18 protein-coding genes are annotated in these 19,679 nt (G+C 68.8%); 12 read left to right on the plus strand and 6 right to left on the minus strand.

Annotated elements, in window-relative coordinates; genetic code table 11:
• Positions 1-74 precede the first annotated feature (74 nt).
• From ACLJK8_RS16900 to ACLJK8_RS16910, 3 genes are all read left to right on the plus strand, one after another.
• Positions 75-335, plus strand: a complete 261-nt coding sequence (locus ACLJK8_RS16900) for a hypothetical protein (RefSeq protein WP_413151521.1) — start codon at positions 75-77, stop codon at positions 333-335.
• Between the two features lie 90 nt (positions 336-425).
• Complete coding sequence (locus ACLJK8_RS16905; RefSeq protein WP_413151522.1) at positions 426-1,367, plus strand: sugar phosphate isomerase/epimerase family protein; 942 nt, start codon at positions 426-428, stop codon at positions 1,365-1,367.
• 33 nt (positions 1,368-1,400) lie between these two features.
• Positions 1,401-2,435 carry a Gfo/Idh/MocA family protein gene (locus ACLJK8_RS16910; RefSeq protein ID WP_413151523.1) on the plus strand — a complete coding sequence of 345 codons (1,035 nt, stop codon included), beginning with the start codon at positions 1,401-1,403 and terminating at the stop codon, positions 2,433-2,435.
• 185 nt (positions 2,436-2,620) lie between these two features.
• Here the strand turns inward: ACLJK8_RS16910 and ACLJK8_RS16915 are convergent, their stop codons facing one another.
• On the minus strand, positions 2,621-3,694 hold the full coding sequence (locus tag ACLJK8_RS16915; protein WP_413151524.1) for a LacI family DNA-binding transcriptional regulator: 1,074 nt from the start codon (positions 3,692-3,694) through the stop codon (positions 2,621-2,623).
• Positions 3,695-3,791: 97 nt separating this feature from the next.
• Positions 3,792-4,733 (minus strand): sugar ABC transporter substrate-binding protein, encoded by a 942-nt coding sequence (locus ACLJK8_RS16920; protein WP_413151525.1) that lies wholly within the window; start codon positions 4,731-4,733, stop codon positions 3,792-3,794.
• A gap of 240 nt (positions 4,734-4,973) precedes the next feature.
• Between ACLJK8_RS16920 and ACLJK8_RS16925 the strand changes: the two genes are divergently transcribed.
• From ACLJK8_RS16925 to ACLJK8_RS16940, 4 genes are all read left to right on the plus strand, one after another.
• Positions 4,974-6,137: a Gfo/Idh/MocA family protein gene (locus tag ACLJK8_RS16925; protein ID WP_413151526.1), complete on the plus strand. Its 1,164-nt coding sequence runs from the start codon at positions 4,974-4,976 to the stop codon at positions 6,135-6,137.
• 4 nt (positions 6,138-6,141) lie between these two features.
• Positions 6,142-7,095: a sugar phosphate isomerase/epimerase family protein gene (locus ACLJK8_RS16930; RefSeq protein ID WP_413151527.1), complete on the plus strand. Its 954-nt coding sequence runs from the start codon at positions 6,142-6,144 to the stop codon at positions 7,093-7,095.
• A 22-nt stretch (positions 7,096-7,117) separates the two neighbouring features.
• Positions 7,118-8,137, plus strand: a complete 1,020-nt coding sequence (locus ACLJK8_RS16935) for a Gfo/Idh/MocA family protein (RefSeq protein ID WP_413151528.1) — start codon at positions 7,118-7,120, stop codon at positions 8,135-8,137.
• 587 nt (positions 8,138-8,724) lie between these two features.
• Complete coding sequence (locus ACLJK8_RS16940; protein WP_413151529.1) at positions 8,725-9,936, plus strand: FAD-dependent monooxygenase; 1,212 nt, start codon at positions 8,725-8,727, stop codon at positions 9,934-9,936.
• Between the two features lie 7 nt (positions 9,937-9,943).
• On the opposite strand, the gene xth is transcribed toward ACLJK8_RS16940, so the two are convergent.
• Complete coding sequence (gene xth / locus ACLJK8_RS16945) at positions 9,944-10,723, minus strand: exodeoxyribonuclease III (RefSeq protein WP_413151530.1); 780 nt, start codon at positions 10,721-10,723, stop codon at positions 9,944-9,946.
• An 81-nt stretch (positions 10,724-10,804) separates the two neighbouring features.
• Complete coding sequence (gene erpA / locus ACLJK8_RS16950; RefSeq protein WP_413151531.1) at positions 10,805-11,137, minus strand: iron-sulfur cluster insertion protein ErpA; 333 nt, start codon at positions 11,135-11,137, stop codon at positions 10,805-10,807.
• A gap of 83 nt (positions 11,138-11,220) precedes the next feature.
• On the opposite strand from erpA, the gene ACLJK8_RS16955 reads away from it, so the two are divergent.
• A complete protein-coding gene (locus ACLJK8_RS16955) occupies positions 11,221-12,366 on the plus strand; it encodes a deoxyguanosinetriphosphate triphosphohydrolase (RefSeq protein ID WP_413151532.1) in 1,146 nt (381 codons plus the stop codon).
• Between the two features lie 2 nt (positions 12,367-12,368).
• Here the strand turns inward: ACLJK8_RS16955 and ACLJK8_RS16960 are convergent, their stop codons facing one another.
• A complete protein-coding gene (locus ACLJK8_RS16960; protein WP_413151533.1) occupies positions 12,369-13,388 on the minus strand; it encodes a calcium-binding protein in 1,020 nt (339 codons plus the stop codon).
• Between the two features lie 190 nt (positions 13,389-13,578).
• On the opposite strand from ACLJK8_RS16960, the gene radC reads away from it, so the two are divergent.
• Entirely contained in the window at positions 13,579-14,415 is an 837-nt protein-coding gene (gene radC, locus ACLJK8_RS16965) for a RadC family protein (protein WP_413151534.1), read from the plus strand.
• Positions 14,416-14,454: 39 nt separating this feature from the next.
• Here radC and ACLJK8_RS16970 read toward each other — a convergent pair whose 3' ends face one another.
• Entirely contained in the window at positions 14,455-15,681 is a 1,227-nt protein-coding gene (locus ACLJK8_RS16970; RefSeq protein WP_413151535.1) for an ROK family transcriptional regulator, read from the minus strand.
• A gap of 169 nt (positions 15,682-15,850) precedes the next feature.
• On the opposite strand from ACLJK8_RS16970, the gene ACLJK8_RS16975 reads away from it, so the two are divergent.
• The 3 genes from ACLJK8_RS16975 to ACLJK8_RS16985 all read left to right on the plus strand — a co-directional run bounded on the left by ACLJK8_RS16975 (position 15,851) and on the right by ACLJK8_RS16985 (position 18,878).
• Complete coding sequence (locus ACLJK8_RS16975; protein ID WP_413151536.1) at positions 15,851-16,876, plus strand: sugar ABC transporter substrate-binding protein; 1,026 nt, start codon at positions 15,851-15,853, stop codon at positions 16,874-16,876.
• Between the two features lie 137 nt (positions 16,877-17,013).
• The gene (locus ACLJK8_RS16980) at positions 17,014-18,090 is read left to right on the plus strand and encodes an ABC transporter permease (protein WP_413151537.1); all 1,077 of its coding nucleotides are present in this window, start codon (positions 17,014-17,016) and stop codon (positions 18,088-18,090) included.
• Positions 18,091-18,095: 5 nt separating this feature from the next.
• Positions 18,096-18,878 carry an ATP-binding cassette domain-containing protein gene (locus ACLJK8_RS16985; protein WP_413151538.1) on the plus strand — a complete coding sequence of 261 codons (783 nt, stop codon included), beginning with the start codon at positions 18,096-18,098 and terminating at the stop codon, positions 18,876-18,878.
• Positions 18,879-19,679 lie beyond the last annotated feature (801 nt).

Consider the following 19,679-nt stretch of genomic DNA (forward strand, 5'->3'; position numbering starts at 1 on the left):
CGCCGCAAGCGGGAAACTCTAGTCGGGCTACGCCCTCCCGCCGTTCCCCGCTTGCGGCGCCAAGTGGCCTACTTTTGCGCCGCCCAACGGCCTGGTTTTGCTCCGCCGTTGACAACTGGCGCGAGCGATTCATCGAAGCCTATGACCAGGAGTTCCGCGAGTGGATCGTCGCCGCCGGCAACGGCACGGCGACCGGGCCAAGCACCTGGGACGGCTACGCCGCGACCCTCGTCGCCGACGCCGCGCTCCGCGCCGTCGAAAGCGGCGGGTTCGAGGCGGTCACCATGGGCGAGAAGCCCGGGCTCTACACGAAAGCGATCCGCGCGGCCGCCTGAGGCGTGCCCGGCCGGGCGCCGTGGCGCGGGTCCTCGACGACGACGCGCCACGGCGATCCGGAACGACTTACCCCCAGCGGGAACACACTCATGAAACTCTCCATCTGCACCGATGTGATGGCGGACCTCGCCTTCACCGACATGCTCGACGCCTGCGTGGCTCTTGGCGTCGAGGGCATCGAGATGACCGGCGGCGGCTGGTCCAAGGGCCCGCATTTCCGCGCCGACCGGCTCCTCGCCGACAGGCAGGCGCTGAAAGCCGCGCTGAGGGAGATCGAGGCACGCGGGCTCGAAATCGCCGCGCTCAATTGCTCGGCGAACCCGCTCGATCCCGGCCCGATGGGCGCGCGGCATCGCAACGAGATGGAGGAGACCGTGCGGCTCGCGGGCGAGATCGGCGTCGAAACGGTCGTCGCCATGTCCGGGCTTCCGGCCGCCGCGCCCGGGGACACGGTGCCGAACTGGCTCGTCTATACGAAAAGCTGGCCCGACGAGATGCCGGAGCGCGACCGCTATCAGTGGGAGGATTGTGCCTTCCCGTTCTGGGAGAAGATGGTTGGGCTGGCTCGGGAGGTCGGCGTCGAGAAATACGCGCTGGAGAACTTCTCGGCCATGCTGGTCTGGAATCCGGAGACGCTGTTCCGGCTCCGCGACGCGGTCGGGCCCGCGATCGGCATGAACCTCGACCCGAGCCATCTGATCTGGATGGGCGCCGACCCGATCGCCTCGGCTCGCGCGCTCAAGGGGGCGATCCACCATTGCCACGGCAAGGACACGCGCATCGAACGCGGCCTCGCGGATGTGAACGGGCTTCTCGAGACCAAGCAGGTGACTGATGTCGCGAACCGCGCCTGGAACTATGTCGCGGTCGGCGCGGGACGCGATCTCCAGTGGTGGAAGGAATTCTTCTCGGTGGTGAGGATGATGGGCTACGACGGCTGGGTGAGTCTGGAGATGGAGGACTTCACCATGTCGACCGAGGCCGGAGTCCGCTCCTCGATCGAAGCGCTCCGGGCCACGATCAGCCGGTAGGGCGAAACGGATGAAGCATAGGGGAGACAGCGCATGAGGATCGGGTTGGTCGGATACGGGACGGGCGGGCAGCATTTCCACGCGCCCTTCATCGCCGCGGCCGAGGGTGTAGAGCTCGCGGGCGTCGTCGCCCGCGCCCCGGCCACGGTCGCGAAGGTCGAGGCGGACCTTCCGGGCGTGCCGGTTTACCCGAGCCTCGGCGCTATGATCGCGGCGGGCGGGATCGACGCGGTGACGATCACGACCCCGCCCCAGACCCGGCGCGATCTGGTGCTGGAGGCGATCGCCGCCGGGCTCCATGTCATCGCCGACAAGCCCTTCGCGCCCTCGGCCGAGGTCGCGCGCGAACTGGCGGAGGCGGCGAAGGCGAAGGGCGTGGTGCTCGGCGCCTACCACAACCGCCGCTTCGACGCGGATTTCCAGACGCTGCGCAAGGTCATCGCCGACGGGCGGATCGGCAAGGTCTGGCGCGTCCATTCGCGGATGGAGCAGGACGGAGCGGCGACGCTCGAAGCCGGGCCGACGGGTGGCCTCCTGCGCGATCTCGGCAGCCATGTCGTGGACCAGATGCTGTTCCTGCTCGGCCCCGTGACCTCGGTCGACGCGCAACTCGACATCGCCGAGCTGCCTGAGGGCCCGACGGACGCGGGCTTCACCATCACGCTCCGCCACGCGGGTGGCGCGCATTCGCATCTGTCGGCCAGCAAGCTCAACCGGATCGATGCGAAGGAATACCGCGCCTATGGCGACGCGGGCACCTATCTCTCGTCGGGCACCGATGTTCAGGCGGAGGCGATCTTCGCCGGTCTGCGCCCCGCCGACGACCTCGCGGGCTGGGGCTACGAGCCGGAAGCGAACCGCGGCACGCTTCTGACCGCCGCCGGGACCGAGCGGGTAGACTCGGAACAGGGCAGGTACCACGACTATTACGCGGCGTTCGCGAAGGCGATCCGCGAAGGCACGCCGCCACCGGTCACCGCGGAGGACGCCACGGCGGTGCTCGCGATCCTCGACGCGGCCCGGCTGAGCGCCGGGGAAGGTCGGTCGATCGGGATCGAACCAGGCTGACAGGCGGGACCGCCCGTTCGTGGCAGCACCGCGGAAGCTGGCTCTCCGCGGACCACCCTGCGCCGCGGCTTGACACGCCGCGAGGCGGAACTTCCGTGACGGCCTCGGGTGTCCCAAGGTGAACGAGACCCGCCCGACACAGGCGACGCACTTCCGGAGCATGCCAGCGCCGCTCGCGCGGCGCCTCACCGGGGGAGGTTGCGTGGCGTGTAGAGGGTCACCGGGACCGGAGACGCATAGGGCGGTTCGAGCCCGCCAATGTCGGTGTGGCCGAAATGGTTCAGGATCACGTCGACGGCGAAGGCGGCCTGCTGGTCCGGGTTCTGGTCGAGCGCGAAGGTCATCCGGCCCTCGCGGAGCATCGGGATCGTGTAGGGCGTCAGCTCATGCCCGATGAAGAGCGGCGGTTCGCGGAAGAATTCCGGCGAGATCACCGCGCCGATCGCGCGGTTCCCGGCGCCGACGTTGTAGAGCGCATGGATGGGCGCGTGCCGCGGGATCGCGCGGCGGAGCAGGAGTTCCGAGGTTTCCGCGTCGTCGCCGCCGTCGAGAATCCCGGCGACCGTGAAGCCGCCGTGCCGGTCCAGTTCCTCCGAGAAGCCGCGGATTCGTGCCACATGCGACTGGATGCCGGGATGCGCGCGCAGGATCAGCACCGTGCCGCCGGCCGGCAGCATCCGCGTGAGCAGGAACCCCGCCGTCTGTCCGGCGACATGGTGATCCGTCCCCGCGTAGGCGAGCCGGGGCGTGCCGGGCAGGTCCGAGATCACGGTGACGACCGCCTTTCCGCGCGCTGTCACCTCGACGACCGCGTCGCGGATCGCGGGGTGCTCGGGGGCATAGACGACGACCGCCTCGCTTCGCGATCCCCGGATACGCATGGCGAGCGCGTCCGGGTCGTCGGAGCGCGGCACCGCGCGATGGATCACCACGGACCGGTCGACGCGTCGGGCGAGGCGCGCGAAGCTCTCGTTCATCCGTGCGATGAGCGACAGTTCCGGCCGGGGCAGGATCACCTCGATCCTGAGCGTCGGGCGGTAGGTGCCGGGCAGGCCCCGCCGGACCCCGAGGGCGCGGGCGGCGGTCACGATCTTCTCCGCCGTCTTCGCGCTGACGTTGCCGCGTTCGTTCAGCGCGCGATCGACCGTGGCAATGCCGACCCCGGCCTCGCGCGCGACATCCTCGAGCGTCGCCCGGTCGCGCGTCGTCACCCGGTTGCGCGTCGTCAGCTGGCCGGGCGTCGTCGCCTTGCGCGCCACTCCTGTCCTCCATCGCTCATCGAGGGCCATGATAGGCGCGGGGCGTCCTCCGAAAAAGGGGGCGGCCAGCGAGAGGCCGGCCGCCCAGGGGAGGATCTCAGTTGGTGGCCACGTATTTGTCCATGTTCGCAGGGGTCACGAGCTCGAACGGGATCCAGTTCTCGACCGGCACCTCCTCGCCGGCGATCAGCGCCTTGGCGGCCTCGACCGCGCCGACGCCCTGACCGGCCGCGTCCTGGAACACGGTGACCGCGAGATCACCCGCCGCCATCGCGGCGAGCGCGTCCTGCGTCGCGTCGATCCCGGCGACCTTGATGTCATCCTCGCCGGTGCCGACCGCGACGCCCGCCGCCTTCATCGCCTGGATCGCGCCGAGTGCCATCTCGTCGTTGTTGGAGATGATCGCGTCGAAGTCGTAGCCCGCCGAGAGCCAGTTGGTGGTGATGTCCATGCCCGAGGTCCGCATCCAGGTGCCGGGCTGCTCGTCGATGATCTCGATGCCGGAGCATTCGGGTGTCGCGAAGACGTCGCGCACGTCCTGGCTCCGCACCCGAGCCGCCTCGTAGGCGAGGTCGCCCATCAGGAGCAGCGTCTTGCCCTCGCCGCCGAGCAGGTCGCAGATCCCCTCGGCCTCGAGCCGACCGGAGTCGAGTTCGTTGGAGGCGACGAAGACCACCTTCTCCGGCAGCGAGGGTTCGATCGGCGGGCGGTTCACGTAGACGAGCGGGATGCCCGCGCCGGAGACGAGCTTCGTCATCTGCGTCGTCGCGGTCTGGTCGACGGGATGGATGATGATCGCATCGACACCCTTGGCGATGAAGTTCTCGACCTGGCTGAGCTGGCGCCCGATGTCGAGCGTCGCATCCTCGAAGCTCAGTTCGATTCCGTCGTCGCCGGCGTCGAGGTCGGTCATCGCCTCTCGCAGCACTGTGAGAAAGGTGTCGTCGAAGTTCGACATCGCGACCCCGATCTCCGCGGCCGGGGCGGCCGAGGCGATGAGCGTGGTGAGAAGCGCGCCGGCGCCGAGGTGCTTGTTCATGATCTTCCTCCCGATCCGATTGTCGAGGCGGCGGATCCCGCGCCCCTGCAATTCTGTTTGCTTTCCGTCGCACCTGATGTGGCGCGGTGAGCAGGTTGTGCCGCGAAAGCTGACCGCCCGCCACATCAGGACTGATGGAAAACCATCAGTTCCGATGTTTCGCCCGACCGCCCCGGGCCTCATGTTCCGACCGAGCCGCCGGCCCCGACCGACGGGAATCACGCGATCCGGGAGGAAGACTTGACGAAGGGTATCGCCATCATCGGCGCGGGCATGATCGGCGCCGCGCATGCGTCCGGATACCGGGCCCATCTGCCGCGCACCGGGCTCGACGCCCGGCTCGCGACCGTCTGCGACATGTCGGCGGACCAGGCGGGCGCGCTCGCCAGGGCCTGGGGCTTCGAGAAGACCGCGACCGACTGGCGCGAGGTGATCGACGATCCGGATATCGGTATCGTCTCGGTCTGCCTGCCGAACTTCCTGCATGGCGAGGTGGCCCGCGCCGCGCTCGAAGCCGGCAAGCACGTGCTCTGCGAGAAGCCGCTCGCGACCACGCTCCCCGATGCGCGGGCGACGCGTGACGCGGCGCGGGCGGCGGCGGGCGTCTCCGGCACCGTGTTCAACTACCGCCGGATCCCGGCGATCGCCGACATCCGCGCGCGGGTCGCCGCCGGTGAGCTTGGCGATCCGGTGCAGATCACCGTCTTCTACCAGTGCGACTACGCCGCCGATCCGATGCTGCCGCACAGCTGGCGCTACGAATTCGAGCGCGCGGGCCCCGGCGCGCTGCTCGATGTCGGCACGCACGCGGTCGATCTCGCGCGCTTCATCATGGGCGATGTCGCGGAGGTGACGGGCGCGGTTGCGACCATCTCGATCAAGGAGCGGTTCCTGCCAGCCGAGGCGACGGTGGGCCACGGCCATGCCGCGCTTTCCGACAGGACCGCGAAGGTCGAGAACGACGACGTGACCTCGGCGCTGCTGCGCTTCGGGAGCGGCGCGCAGGGCTTCGTCACCGCTTCCCGCGTCGCGGTCGGAACCGGAAACCGGGTTCAGGTCGAGGTCTTTGGCACCAAGGGCACGGCACGATTCACCAACGAGACGCCGTCGCATTTCGACCTCGCGATCATGGACGGCGCCGGACCAGCGCCCTTCACCCGTATGCTGAACCGTCCGTCCTCGCCCGGCGTCGGCGCGCTCGCGGCCGTGCCGCACGACCTCGTGCCTGTCGGCTACGCGGAATCCTTCGGCTTCATGATCCACGAGTTCCTGACCGCGGTGGCCGAGGGCCGTCCCTTCGGGAACGGTTCGATCGAGGATGGCTACCGCGCCGCGCAGGTGCTCGACGCGATCCACCGGGCCGCGACAACCAATGCCCCCGTGGCAATCGACTGCCGGGATTGAAGCGATGAAGATCGGATTGAACACCGACAGCCTCGGCGCGCTCTCGCTCGAAGCGACGCTCGATACCGCCGCCGATCTCGGCCTCGATACCGTCGAATTCGGCCTCGGCGGTTGGAGCTCGGCGCCGCATCTCGACATCGCTGAACTCCTCGGCTCGGCACCGGCGCGCGACCGGCTGGCGGGCATGCTGCGCGAGCGGGGCCTGGCGATTTCGGCGCTCAACGCCTCCGGCAATCCGCTGCATCCGGGCGCGATCGGCCCGGCGGATGCGAAGCTCGCGCATGACGCGGTGGAGCTTGCGAAGCTCCTCGGCGTCTCCCGCGTCATCATGATGTCGGGTCTGCCGGGCGGCGGGCCGGAGGAGAAGACGCCGAACTGGATCACCTCTTCCTGGCCGCTGGAGGCGATGGAGATCGTCGAGTGGCAATGGGCCGAGCGGGTGATCCCGTTCTGGCGCGAGCTCGCCCGCGCGGGCGAGGCGGCGGGCGTGCGCTTCTGCGTCGAGAACCACGGGCGGCAGTGCGTCTACAACATCGAGAGCTATTTCCGGCTGCGCGAGGCTATCGGCCCCGCCGTGGGCATGAACTTCGACCCCAGCCACCTGATCTGGATGGGCGGCGATCCGGTCGCGGCGATCGAGGTGCTCGGCGCCGAGCACATCTATCATTTCCACGGCAAGGACACCCGGATCGAGCCCGAAGCCCGCGTCAACGGCACGCTCGACGTGAAGCACGTGACCCCGGTCGTCGGCCGGACCTGGAACTTCGTGCCGCTCGGCCATGGCCTCTCGCGCCGGGGCTGGCTCGAGGTCGTCATGGCGCTCCGGGCCGCGGGCTACGACGACGTGATCTCGATCGAGAACGAGGACTACACGCTCGAAACCCGGGCCGCGATCGGGGAAAGCGTCGACACGCTTCGCTTCGCCATCGCCGAGACCGAACGCCGGCGCGCCGGCTGACCCCGAACCAAGGACCATTTCCATGACCATCGAAGCCGTCCGCTGGGGCATCCTCGGCGCCGCCCGCATCGCCGAGGGCGCCGTCCTGCCCGGCATGGTGAAGAGCCCCGATTGCGCGCCGGTCGCGCTCGCGGCGCGCGACGAGACGCGCGCCCGTGTCATGGCCGACAGGTTCGGCATCGCGCGCGCCTACGGCTCCTACGACGCGCTCCTCGCCGATCCGGAGGTCGAGGCGGTCTATGTGGCGCTGCCGAACCATCTCCATGTCGAATGGGTGGCGAAGGCGGCGGCGGCCGGCAAGCATGTGCTGGTCGAGAAACCGATCGCGCTCACCCGCGCCGATCTCGCGGCGCTCGACGGGCTCGACCCGGAGCTCAAGGTCGCCGAGGCCTTCATGGTGCGCCACCAGCCGCGCTGGCAGGCGCTTCGCGCGAAGATCGCCTCCGGTGACCACGGCGCGCCGCGCACGGTCTCGAGCCTGCTTTCCTTCATGATGACCAACGCCGACGACTTCCGCGCCCGTCCGGAATGGGGCGGCGGCGCGGTCTACGATCTCGGCTGCTACACCGCGATGGCGGCGCGCTTCCTCTTCGGCCGCGAGCCGGAGCGCGCGCTCGCCACCTGCGAACGCGACGCCCGCGGCATCGACATGTTCTCGAGCGTGATCCTCGACTTCGGCGGCGGCGCGCATGCGATCTTCGCGGTATCGCTCGCCCAGGCCTCGGCGCAGACGCTGCAGGTCGTCTGCGAACGCGCCTTCATCGAATTGCCGAAAGCCTATGTGCCGTCGCGGACCGAGCCGAACCTGATTCATGTCGACCTCTCGGCCGATCACGCGAAATCCGACCTCACGACGCTGAGCTTCGACGCGCTCGACCAGTACGAGGCCGAGGTGACGAATTTCGCCAGGGCGGTCCGCGGCGAGGAGGCGCCGTTCTACGGGCTCGACGACGCCCGCGCCAACATGGCCTGCGTCGACGCGATCTTCGCCTCGGCCGCTTCGGGCACTTGGGCCTCCGTATATCGGAGCCCGGGGGCCTGAGAGATGACCGTGGGCCTCGCCCTGATCGGCGCCGGCCGCATCGCCCGTGTCCGCGCCGGCGCCATCGCCGGCGATCCGGACGCGGAACACGCCGTCGCAGACGCCTGCCCGAACCCGCCACGCTCGCGGCGGCCCACAGTGCGAAGGCTTCCGACGTCGCCGGGATCGCCGCCGCCCCGGGGCATCACCGCCGAGCTGGTCTGCGCGCCCACCGACACCCACGCCGAGCTGATCGAGACCTCAGGGCCGGCAAGCATGTCTTCTGCGAAAAGCCGGTCGATCTCGACATCGCCCGCGCCGCGGACGTCGTCGCCATCGCTTCGAGACCGGCGGCGAGGTCCGCGCAGGTATCACTCGCCGGATACGCTGCTACAAGGCCAAGAGGCCTCACTCGTCCCTCGGCGGCGGAGTGCTGGACGAGGCCATACTGGCCTCGCCCCGGGGATCGAGGCGGCGGCAAGCGGGTGACATGAGCTTGGCCAGCCGCAAAACTGTCCACCGGCCGGGGAACACCTCAATGGGCTCCTGACCACGGGCGCGCGAAGGCATAGGATGCGTGGCGTCTGTAATAGGCGTGGGAGGCGGGTTTGGCATTCTCGGGGCGGGAGGTGGTGGTGATCGGCGCGGGGATCGCCGGGATGGCGGCGGCCGCGGCGCTGGCGCTGAAGGGGGCGCGCGTGCGCGTACTGGAACAGGCGCCCGCGCTCGGCGAGGTTGGCGCCGGCTTGCAGGTCGGGCCGAACGGGGTCGCGGTTCTGGAGGCGCTGGGGCTCCGCGACGCGGGCGCCGCGCACGCCAGCGCGCCGGAGGCGGTCGAGCTTCGCGACCGGGATGGCTCCCTGGTCGCACGGGTGCCGATGGGCGCCGATGTGCTCGCGCGCCATGGCCGACCATACTGGCAACTGCACCGCGCCGATCTTCTCGCCCTGCTCGAAGGCGCGGCGAAGGTGGCGGGCGTCCGGATCGAGACCGGTGTCAGGGTGGCGCGGGTCGTTCCCGGAGCCGCCACAGGCGGGGCCCCGGGGGCGCGGCCGAAGCTCTGGACCGAGGCGGGCGCGAGCCTCGACGCCGATCTGATCGTCGCCGCCGATGGCGCGCGCTCGCGGACCCGGGCGCATGTGTTCGGCGGCGGCGTGCCGCGCTACGCGGGCTCCGTCGCCTGGCGGGCGCTCGTGCCCGCCGAGCGGCTGGAGCGGCCGCATCCGGAGATCGCCCGCGTGGTCATGGGGCCGGGGCGGCATGTGGTGAGCTATCCGCTGCGGGGCGGGAGCCTCGTGAACCTGGTCGCGATCGAGGAACGCGAACGCGGCGCCGAGGACGGCTGGATGAGGGCGGGCGATCCCGCGGAACTCCGCGCGGCCTTCGCGGGATGGGCGCCGGATGTCACCGACCTGCTCGGGGCGGTCGATTCCGTATTCGTCTGGGGGCTGCACGATCACGAGCCGCTGCCGACATGGGCGCGCGGCGGCGTGGTGATGATCGGCGATGCCTGCCATCCGATGCTGCCCTTCCTCGCGCAAGGCGCGGGGATGGGGCTCGAGGACGCCTGGGTTCTGGCTCATGAACTCGACGTGGCCGGGGACATCACGAGCGGCCTCGCCGGTTTCGTGAACCGGCGCCGCGAGCGGGCCGAGCGGGTCCAGCGCGCGGCGGCGGCGAATGGCCGGATCTACCACCTCTCGACGCCGGGCGTGCGGCAGGCGGCGCATCTCGGACTCGGGCTCCTGTCGCGGCTGGCGCCCGGGCGGCTGCTCGGCCGGTTCGACTGGCTCTATGGCGAGGATGTGACCGCCGGTTGATCCCGCGTCAGGCGGCGAGGTCGATCCAGACCGGCACGTGGTCGGATGGCTTCTCGCGCCCGCGCACATGGCTGTCGACGCCGCAGGCGGTCAGGAGATCGGCGGCGGCGGGCGTGAGCAGCAGGTGGTCGATCCTGATGCCGTGGTTCTTCGGCCAGGCGCCGGCCTGATAGTCCCAGAAGGTGTAGATGCCCGGATGCGCGTCGGTCGCACGCAGGGCGTCGGTGAAGCCGAGGTTCAGGATCCGCTGATAGGCGGCGCGGGTCGGCGGCAGAAAGAGCGCGTCCTTCTCCCAGATCCTCGGGTCCCAGCAATCCTTCGTCGACGGGATCACGTTGTAGTCGCCCGCCAGAACCGCGCAGGTCTCCTCGGCGAGCAGCGCGCTCGCGCGGGCGCGCAGGCGTTCCATCCAGGCGAGCTTGTAGTCGTATTTGGGCCCCGGCGCCGGATTGCCGTTCGGCAGGTAGAGCCCGCAGACCCGAACGGCGGTCTCGCCGATGACGGTGGCCTCGATCCAGCGCGCCTGTTCGTCGGTGTCGTAGCCCGGCAGGCCGCGGGTGATGTCCTCGATCGGCAGGCGCGAGAGGATCGCCACGCCGTTGAAACCCTTCTGGCCGTGGGTCTCGATCGCATAGCCCAGTTCCTCGACCTCGAGCCGGGGAAAGCCGTCGTCGACCGTCTTGATCTCCTGCAGGAGCACGACATCGGGCTTCGCCTCCTTGAGCCAGTCGAGCAGGGCGATGATACGGGCGCGCACGCCGTTGATGTTGAAGGTCGCGATTTTCATGGCCGGGACGCTAGACGCGCGGCGTGCCGGGAGCAAGCGCCGTTCACGGGTGTTCGACGATCCGCGCCGCAGATCGCCGCCCTATATCGAGAAGCTGGTGCCGCAGCCGCAGCTCGAGGTTGCGTTCGGATTGTTGATGACGAAGCGCGCGCCGATCAGCTCGTCGGCGAAATCGATCTCGGCGTCGGCGAGGAAGGGCAGGCTCACCGGATCGATCAGCACGGCGTCGCCGTCCTTCTCCAGGACCAGATCGTCGGTCTCGGCCGAATCCTCGAGCCGGATCTCGTACTGGAATCCCGAACAGCCGCCGCCTTCGACCGCGACGCGGAGGAACTTGCGGGGGTTGCCCTCGTTGATTTCGCTCAGCCGGGCGAAGGCCCGGTCGGTGACGCGTGGTGGAATGGCAAGCTGCATCTTTCGACCCAAACTGCGATGCGGTATCGAATGGAAAGGTAGGCGCGGGACCGGCGCCCGACAAGACCCGGAGCGCGCATCACATGACCGCACCCTATGCGACCCGTCCGGAGGCGAGCCGGGGGCGGCTCTACCCCGAGGAAGGCTCGACGCATCGGTCCGCCTTTCAGCGCGACCGCGACCGGATCATCCATTCCTCGGCCTTCCGGCGGCTGAAGCACAAGACGCAGGTCTTCGTGGAGCACGAGGGCGACTACTACCGGACCCGGCTCACCCATTCGATCGAGGTCGCGCAGGTCGCGCGGACGGTCGCCCGCACGCTCGGGCTCAACGAGGAACTGGCCGAGGCGGTGGCACTCGCCCATGACCTCGGGCATCCGCCCTTCGGCCATACCGGCGAACACGAGCTGCAGGAGCTGATGGAGCCGCATGGCGGCTTCGACCACAACGCGCAGGCCCTGAAGATCGTGACGCGGCTCGAGGCGCATTACGCCGATTTCGACGGGCTGAACCTCACCTGGGAGACGCTCGAGGGGATCGCCAAGCACAACGGTCCGGTGACGGGGGATCTGCCCTTCGCGCTCACCCAGTACGCGACGCTGCAGGATCTGGAACTGCATACCCATGCGAGCGCCGAGGCGCAGGTGGCGGCGATCTCCGACGACATCGCCTATAACAACCACGATCTCGCCGACGGGCTGCGCGCCGGGCTCTTCACGCTCGACGACCTGAAGGCGCTGCCGCTCATCGGGGCCTGCGTGGAGGACGTGGACCGGCGCTGGCCCGGGCTGGAGCCCGGACGGCGCGAGCACGAAGCGCTGCGGCGCTTCTTCGGTCTGCTGGTGGAGGACGTGCTGGCCGAGAGCCGGCGGCTGATCGCCGAGGCGAACCCGGCGAGTTCGGAGGCGGTGCGGATGCTGGGCCGGCCGGTCATCCGCTTCTCGAAGCCGACCTTCGAGCGGCTGAAGGAGATCCGCGGCTTCCTCTATCACCGCATGTACCGGCACTGGACGGTGCAGCGGATGCGGCGCAAGGCGAAACTCGTGGTGCGGGAGCTGTTCGATCTCTTTACCACGGGGCCCGAACTGATGCCCGAAGGCTGGAACCTTTGCGCCAGTCTCGATCCGACGGAGCGGGCGCGGGTGGTCGCCGATTACATCGCCGGGATGACCGACCGTTTCGCGCTGCAGGAGCATCGCAAGCTGACCGACCCGATGGTGAAGGGGTAGCGTCAGAGGATGAAATCGCCCGCCGTGAGGGCCTGGACACCGTCGAGGCGGATCGAGAAATCCGCGCGGCCGTCCCCGTCCGTGTCGCCGGCGACATAGGTGCCGGAGGGTTTCGCGAAGGCCCGCAACTCGCCCGCCTTGTCGGAAAAGCTCGCCGCGCCGATGAACCGGAAGTCCTGATCGCCGCGCTTCTCCTCGTTCGCGTCGACATGGCCGAGGTTGATCCTGTCCTCGCGCGGCACGAAGTCGACGATCGTGTCCCGGCCGGCCGCCTCGGCGAGCGAGTCCGAGACCTTGTGGAAGATGAACTCGTCCTCGCCGCCGCCGCCGATCAGGGTATCGGCGCCCGCGCCGCCGAGCAGCCGGTCGAATCCCGGCCCGCCCTTGATGAGATCCGCGCCGTCGCCGCCGCGCAGCGTGTCATGGCCGGAGCCACCGAGAATCCTGTCCGCGCCACCATCGCCCGAGATCAGGTCCGCGCCCTTGTTCCCGCGCAGCCGGTCGGCGCCGTCACCGCCCGAGATCCGGTCCCGGCCCTCGTAGCCTGCGAGATCCTCGGCGCCGGCGCCGCCGTCGAGCGCGAAACCGAGCCGGACCGAGACGGTATCGTCCCTGGCGAAGGGCAGGGCGTCGAGGTTGAGGAAGAGCGTGTCGGCGTCGAAGCTGACCTCATTCGCGGTGATGCCGGAGGTGGTCTGGTCCGCGACGAGTTCCGCGTCGATGATCCTCGCCCGGGTATTGCCGGTCAGCGTGTCGAAGGTGAGCGCGAAGCCGTTGAAGGCGCCCTTGCCCGTCACATCGACGAAAACGCCCGCTTCCTCGGAGAGCACGCGCGCGATCACCCGGCCGCCGACGACATCGATCGAGGCCGGGACGACCAGCGCATCCGCCGTGGTATCCCAGGCGCTGACGTCGGCGAACTCGACCTTCGAAAGCGAGAGCGTCGCCGTCGCCTCGCGCGCGATCGGGTCGGCGCGGGTCGGCGCGAGAATCGAGAGCCGCGCCCTGGTGCCTGTCAGCATGCGTGATCGCTCCGGTTGGTCATCCGCGCGGCAACCTGACGAGGAAGGGTTCACGGGTGGTTAAGAGCGCGGGTCCGGGTGCCGGGGCGGCGTGCCAGGTCTGGGCGCCTGGATCTGGGCGCCGGGTCGGGAATTGTTAACCGTGATCCACGAATTTGACCCCGCGAGATCAGCGGAGGCGGAGGGTCGGATGAGCCGGGACGAGAGAAATTTCGGCTTCTCGGAGGAAGCCCTCCGGAGCCTCGCCGATTTCGACCGACGCCTGCCACCGGTGGAGGTCTATGCCCGCGACCCGGGCTCGGAGCGGGCGCCACGGCCCCGCGAGGCCTTCGGCGCGCGGCCCGAAACGGACCACAGGCCGCATTACTGGGGCCACCGGGAGCGGCTGCGCCAGCGCTTTCTCGAAGGCGGGCACGCGGCGATGCCGGAATACGAGCTGCTCGAGATGGTGCTCTTCAACGCCATCGGCCGGATCGATGTGAAGCCGCTCGCGAAGACGCTGCTCGCGACCTTCGGCGATCTCAACGGGGTGATCGCGGCGAGCGAGCCCCGGCTCACGCGGGTTCCGGGCGTCACGCCGAAGGTCTGGTTCCAGTTGCGCTTGTTCGAGGCGATTTCGCACCGGATGGCGCGGGCGAAGGTGATGCGGCGCGAGATCATCGGCTCGTGGGACGCGCTCATGAGCTATTGCAAGACCGTGATGGCCTATCGCGAGACCGAGCAGTTCCGCATCCTGTTTCTCGACACGAAGAACACGCTGATCGCCGACGAGGAACAGGCGAAGGGCACGGTGAACCACGTCCCGGTCTATCCGCGCGAAGTGGCGAAACGGGCGCTGGAGCTTGGCGCCACCGCGATCATCCTGGTGCATAACCACCCCTCCGGCGATCCGACGCCGAGCCGGGCCGATGTCGACATGACCGCCCAGATCGAGACCGCCTGCGGCGCGATCGGCGTCCAGGTTTTCGACCATGTGATCATCGGCAAGGAGGAGGACGCGTCCTTCCGGAGCCTCGGCCTGCTCTGACGGGACCGGAGCACGGATCGGAGTCGCGGTCGGCAGCCGTCAGGCCAGCGCCGGGTCGGCCCGGATCGAGGCCAGGCGGTGCTGGTCCACGAGGTAGCGGTCAAGCAGCGGCAGCGTCGCGCCGCCGAGCGCGCGGGCGGCCGGTCCGAGGCTGCCGGGCTCGACCGCCGGGCACTGGATGCCCGAAAGGTCCATGCCGCCGAGCGCCCCGGCCACGCCCTCGATCAGCCGGGTCTGGATCGCCGGGGGCATGGCGCCGTCGATCACCGCCGCCTCGATGTCGATCACCGCGCCCGCGACGGCGACCGCCGCGGCGATGCCGCGGGACGCCTGATCGAGCCAGGCGTCCAGATGCTCGCCGAAGCCGGACCAGTCGGCCCCGGGATCGTAGAGTGGCTTCGTGTCGTGGCCCGCGGCCCTGAGCCGCCGTTCCAGCACGACGAGCGACGCCTGGTGGATCAGCTGCTCCGTGCCGCCATCCGTCCTCGGCACCGGCATCGAGCCCACGGCCGCCGCGTTGCCCGAGCGGCCGGCGTAGAGCCCGCCGTCGATCACCAGCCCGCCGCCGATGAAGGCGCCGATGTAGAAATAGATGAAGTCGCGCAGCATTCCCTGCCGGCCGAAGACGAGTTCCGCGCCGCAGGCGGCGGTCGCGTCGTTCTGCAGATAGACCGGATAGGGCAGGGCGCGCCCGACCTCGGCCCTGAGGTCGAGCTGGCGCCAGAGGTCGAGTTCCTCCGGCGGCGCGCCGACCGCCTCGGCCCATTCCCAGAGCAGGAAGGGCATCGCAAGCCCGACGCCGGCGATACGGCCCGTCCTCGCCCCGAGGAGTTTCTCGCAGGCGCCGACCCCTTCCCGGATGGTCTCGATCGCCTGGCCCGGAGTCGGATAGGCGTAGGTCTCCACCTCCCGGTGCCGGATATTGCCCGCGAAATCGACGAGCACGAGATCGAGGCTCCGCCGGCCGATCTTCACTCCGATGAAGTAGGCGCCGTCCGGATCGAGCGAGAGCGGCACCGAGGGCTGGCCGACACGGCCCCGCCTGGGTTCGCCCCGGCGGAGCAGGTGCTCCGCCTCGAGCGCGCGCATGATGACGGAGACGGTCTGCGCGGAGAGGCCGGTCAGCCGCGCGATGTCGGTCTTGGCGAGCCGGCCATGCGCGCGCACCAGCGTCAGCACCAGCCGCTCGTTGAAGGCGCGCATCCCCGCCTGATTGGTCCCACGCCGTTCGGGCGCGAGCGTTGCCTCGCGTACGCTCTGGTTCATGGCAGTTTCCCCCGGGGGCCGTCCGGTGCTCTGACCGGTTCATTCGCCCAGCCTAGCGCCAAATAATAAATCAGAGTGATTTATTTATTGACAGACTCGCGGGAATCGGCTTTCCTGCCTGCCAAGCCGGGCGGGATCGACCCGGCTGCCTGTGGGAGGAGATTTGAGTATGACATTCGGAACCCTCAAAGGGGGGCTGCTGGCCGCCGCGGCGCTTGGTGCGATGGTGGCCCAGGCGCAGGCGCAGGACATCAGCGCCTGCCTGATCACCAAGACGGACACCAACCCGTTCTTCGTGAAGATGAAGGAAGGCGCGGTCGCCAAGGCCGGAGAACTCGGCGTCGGGCTCAAGACCTACGCGGGCAAGTTCGAGGGCGACAACGAAAGCCAGGTGCAGGCGATCGAGACCTGCATCGCCGACCAGGCGAAGGGCATCCTGATCGTGCCGACGGATTCGAGCGGCATCGTCGACTCGGTCAAGCGCGCGCGCGACGCGGGCCTTCTCGTCATCGCGCTCGACACCCCGCTGGAACCGGCCGACGCCGCCGATGCGACGCTCGCGACGGACAATTTCGAGGCGGGCCGGCTTATTGGTGAATGGGCCAAGGGCACGCTCGGCGACGCGGCGGCGGATGCGCGCATCGCCTTCCTCGACCTCCTGCCGTCGCAGCCGACCGTGGACGTGCTGCGCGACCAGGGCTTCATGACCGGCTTCGGCATCGAGACCAACAACGTCGGCGTGATCGGCGACGAGGACGATCCGCGCATCGTCGGACATGACATCACCAACGGCACCGAGGAGGGCGGCCGCACGGCGATGGAGAACCTGCTGCAGCAGGACCCGATGATCAACGTCGTCTACACGATCAACGAACCCTCCGCCGCCGGCGCCTACGAGGCGCTGAAGTCGCTTGGGCGCGAGAGCGATGTCACCATCGTCTCGGTCGATGGCGGCTGCCCGGGCGTGACCAACGTGTCCGAAGGCGTGATCGGCGCCACCTCGCAGCAGTATCCGCTGCTGATGGCCTCGATGGGGATCGAGGCGATCAAGGCCTTCGCCGACACGGGCGAGCTTCCCGCCAAGACCGAGGGCAAGGAATTCACCGATACCGGTGTGACGCTCATCACCGACAAGCCCGTCGAAGGCGTCGAGTCGATCGACTCGGCCGAGGGGCTGGAGAAGTGCTGGGGCTGATCCGGCCTTGAGGCGGGGGCGGGGCATCCGGCCCGCCCCCGCCTTTCGGAAACGAGGCGCGAGCGCCGCGAACAATGATCTGAAAATCACGACAACCGCGGGCGCGGGCCCGCCGCCAGGACCATGGGGGGGAACCGATGGCCGATGCGAAGACCCAGTCGACTCAGGACTACGAGAGCGTCCTGAAGGACAGCGCGACCGATGTCGCCTCCTTCGATCGCCATCAGAAGAGCTTCCTCGAAAAGGCGCAGCATATCCTGCACGGCAATCCGGCCTTCGTGCCGCTGATCGTGCTCGTGCTCTCGCTCGTGCTCTTCGGCGCGCTGCTCGGCTCGAAATTCTTCTCCGCCTTCACGCTGACCCTGATCCTTCAGCAGGTGGCGATCACCGGCATCGTGGGCGCGGCGCAGACGCTCGTCGTCATCACGGCGGGGATCGAGCTCTCGGTGGGCGCGATCATGGTGTTCACCTCGGTGATCATGGGGCAGTTCACCTTCCGCTACGGCATTCCCGCGCCGATCTCGATCCTCTGCGGTTTCGCCATGGGGGCGGCGATCGGCTATATCAACGGCTTCCTCGTCGCGCGGGTGAAGCTGCCGCCCTTCATCGTCACGCTCGGCATGTGGCAGATCGTGCTGGCGGCGAACTACCTCTATTCGCGCAACGAGACGATCCGGAGCCAGGACATCACCGCCGAGGCGCCGCTGCTTCAGCTCTTCGGCGGGCAGGTCCGGATGGGCGGCGCCGTCTTCACCTATGGCGTGATCGCGATGATCCTGCTGGTGCTCGTGCTGAACTACGTGCTGACGCAGACCGCCTGGGGCCGGCATGTCTATGCGATCGGCGATGACCCGGACGCGGCCGAACTCGCCGGCGTGAAGGTCGAGAAGACGCTGATCTCGGTCTATACGATCTCGGGCCTCATCTGCGCGCTGGCGGGCTGGGCGCTGATCGGCCGCATCGGCTCGGTCTCGCCGACGGCGGGGCAGCTTGCGAACATCGAATCCATCACCGCCGTGGTGATCGGCGGCATCTCGCTCTTCGGCGGCCGCGGCTCGATCCTCGGCATGCTCTTCGGGGCGCTCATCGTCGGCGTCTTCGCCCTCGGCCTGCGCCTGCTCGGGACCGACCCGCAGTGGACCTACCTGCTGATCGGCCTGCTCATCATCTTCGCGGTCGCCATCGACCAGTGGATCCGGAAAGTCGCGGGGTAAGCACGATGACTGTGGACAACATCCTGACTGGGCGCGGCCTCGTGAAGCGCTATGGGCGGGTCACCGCGCTCGACAACGCCGATTTCGAGCTTCGCCGGGGCGAGATCCTCGCGGTGATCGGCGACAACGGCGCCGGCAAGTCGAGCCTCATCAAGGCGGTCTCGGGGGCGGTCGTTCCCGACGAGGGCGAGATCCATCTCGACGGGGAGAAGGTCCAGTTCGCCTCGCCGATGCATGCGCGGGAGGCGGGGATCGAGACGGTCTACCAGAACCTCGCCGTGTCGCCCGCGCTCTCGATCGCCGACAACATGTTCATGGGCCGCGAGCTTCGCCGCCCCGGCTTCATGGGCAAGTACCTCCGGATGCTCGACCGGCCGGCGATGGAGAAATTCGCGCGCCAGAAGCTGTCGGAACTCGGGCTGCTCACCATCCAGAACATCAACCAGGCGGTCGAGACGCTTTCGGGGGGTCAGCGGCAGGGCGTCGCGGTCGCGCGGGCCGCGGCCTTCGGCTCGAAGGTCGTCATCCTCGACGAGCCCACGGCGGCGCTCGGGGTGAAGGAAAGCCGCAAGGTGCTGGAGCTGATTCAGGACGTGCGAAGCCGAGGGCAGTCGATCGTGCTCATCAGCCACAACATGCCGCATGTCTTCGAAGTGGCGGATCGCATCCACGTGCATCGGCTGGGCCGGCGGCTCTGCGTCGTCGATCCGAAGGAATGCACCATGTCGGACGCGGTCGCCTTCATGACGGGCGCGAAGATGCCGCCCGAGGAGGCGATCGCCGCCTGATCCGCCGGATGAGCGGTAATCCGCCGTTCGTCTTCAATCCTGCGAGACAGACCTTGACGGCCCGCCGAGAGATTCGCTCGGCGGGCCGCATCCTGCTCGGACGAGAGCCCGGGACGGGGCTGGACGACGCCCGCGCCCCCGCGAGCCAAGCCGAAACCCCGGAACGGGCCGGAGCGGCACCGGAAGATTTAATGCTGCGAACGCAGTGGATTGGCGACCGTTCCGGATGTGGCAGCACTTCCGGTCGTGGGCGGGATACCGCGGCCAACCGCGTCCCGGAACAGATTGCTATTGATTTGTATTGGCCATGTCTGGAATAAACCTCATTGCATTCGACGTGCGAAAGCGCCGACGCTTGTGAGTGTCGTTGAGTTCCGAGTTTGGCGCGCGGGCTTCCTGCCCGGCGACGGATGGCCTACCCGTCCGCTTCACGGCGGGCGGCGCCGTTGGCGGGTGTCCGTAATCTCGAACACCCGCCTTGGCGGCAACCATGGCGACCAATTGTGTGAGGGGTGGGGTGGTCGCCAGGGCCCCGTGATCTCTCTGGTGCAGCGATCACGGGGCTATTAACCGCGAGGTTGGGGCGGCGCGCAACAGCTTTAATTTCGCGCCTCCCCGCCGAGCCGCCGCCAGAGCCGCTTCCGGAGCCATTTTGTCGTCTTCCGAGCGCTTTCTTGATCGCAAAGCGCGTAGTGACAACGAAAATTTCCCGTTTTGTTTCAATCTATTACAATTCTGTTGCCGATGGGCAACGCTCGGGCATTTTCCGTTTTACCCCCTTTTTGGCAAGAATCCGCCGAT

This window comes from Amaricoccus sp. W119, assembly GCF_047275745.1.
Taxonomy (GTDB): Bacteria; Pseudomonadota; Alphaproteobacteria; order Rhodobacterales; family Rhodobacteraceae; genus Amaricoccus.

Excerpts from the sequence above, each read along its gene's own strand:
- ACLJK8_RS16920 (WP_413151525.1), bottom strand. The coding sequence starts at position 4,733 with ATGAACAAGCACCTCGGCGCCGGCGCGCTTCTCACCACGCTCATCGCC.
- ACLJK8_RS16985 (WP_413151538.1), top strand. The coding sequence starts at position 18,096 with ATGACTGTGGACAACATCCTGACTGGGCGCGGCCTCGTGAAGCGCTAT.
- ACLJK8_RS16980 (WP_413151537.1), top strand. The coding sequence starts at position 17,014 with ATGGCCGATGCGAAGACCCAGTCGACTCAGGACTACGAGAGCGTCCTG.
- ACLJK8_RS16905 (WP_413151522.1), top strand. The coding sequence starts at position 426 with ATGAAACTCTCCATCTGCACCGATGTGATGGCGGACCTCGCCTTCACC.
- ACLJK8_RS16935 (WP_413151528.1), top strand. The coding sequence starts at position 7,118 with ATGACCATCGAAGCCGTCCGCTGGGGCATCCTCGGCGCCGCCCGCATC.
- ACLJK8_RS16910 (WP_413151523.1), top strand. The coding sequence starts at position 1,401 with ATGAGGATCGGGTTGGTCGGATACGGGACGGGCGGGCAGCATTTCCAC.
- ACLJK8_RS16970 (WP_413151535.1), bottom strand. The coding sequence starts at position 15,681 with ATGAACCAGAGCGTACGCGAGGCAACGCTCGCGCCCGAACGGCGTGGG.
- ACLJK8_RS16955 (WP_413151532.1), top strand. The coding sequence starts at position 11,221 with ATGACCGCACCCTATGCGACCCGTCCGGAGGCGAGCCGGGGGCGGCTC.
- ACLJK8_RS16960 (WP_413151533.1), bottom strand. The coding sequence starts at position 13,388 with ATGCTGACAGGCACCAGGGCGCGGCTCTCGATTCTCGCGCCGACCCGC.
- ACLJK8_RS16975 (WP_413151536.1), top strand. The coding sequence starts at position 15,851 with ATGACATTCGGAACCCTCAAAGGGGGGCTGCTGGCCGCCGCGGCGCTT.
- ACLJK8_RS16930 (WP_413151527.1), top strand. The coding sequence starts at position 6,142 with ATGAAGATCGGATTGAACACCGACAGCCTCGGCGCGCTCTCGCTCGAA.
- xth (WP_413151530.1), bottom strand. The coding sequence starts at position 10,723 with ATGAAAATCGCGACCTTCAACATCAACGGCGTGCGCGCCCGTATCATC.
- erpA (WP_413151531.1), bottom strand. The coding sequence starts at position 11,137 with ATGCAGCTTGCCATTCCACCACGCGTCACCGACCGGGCCTTCGCCCGG.
- radC (WP_413151534.1), top strand. The coding sequence starts at position 13,579 with ATGAGCCGGGACGAGAGAAATTTCGGCTTCTCGGAGGAAGCCCTCCGG.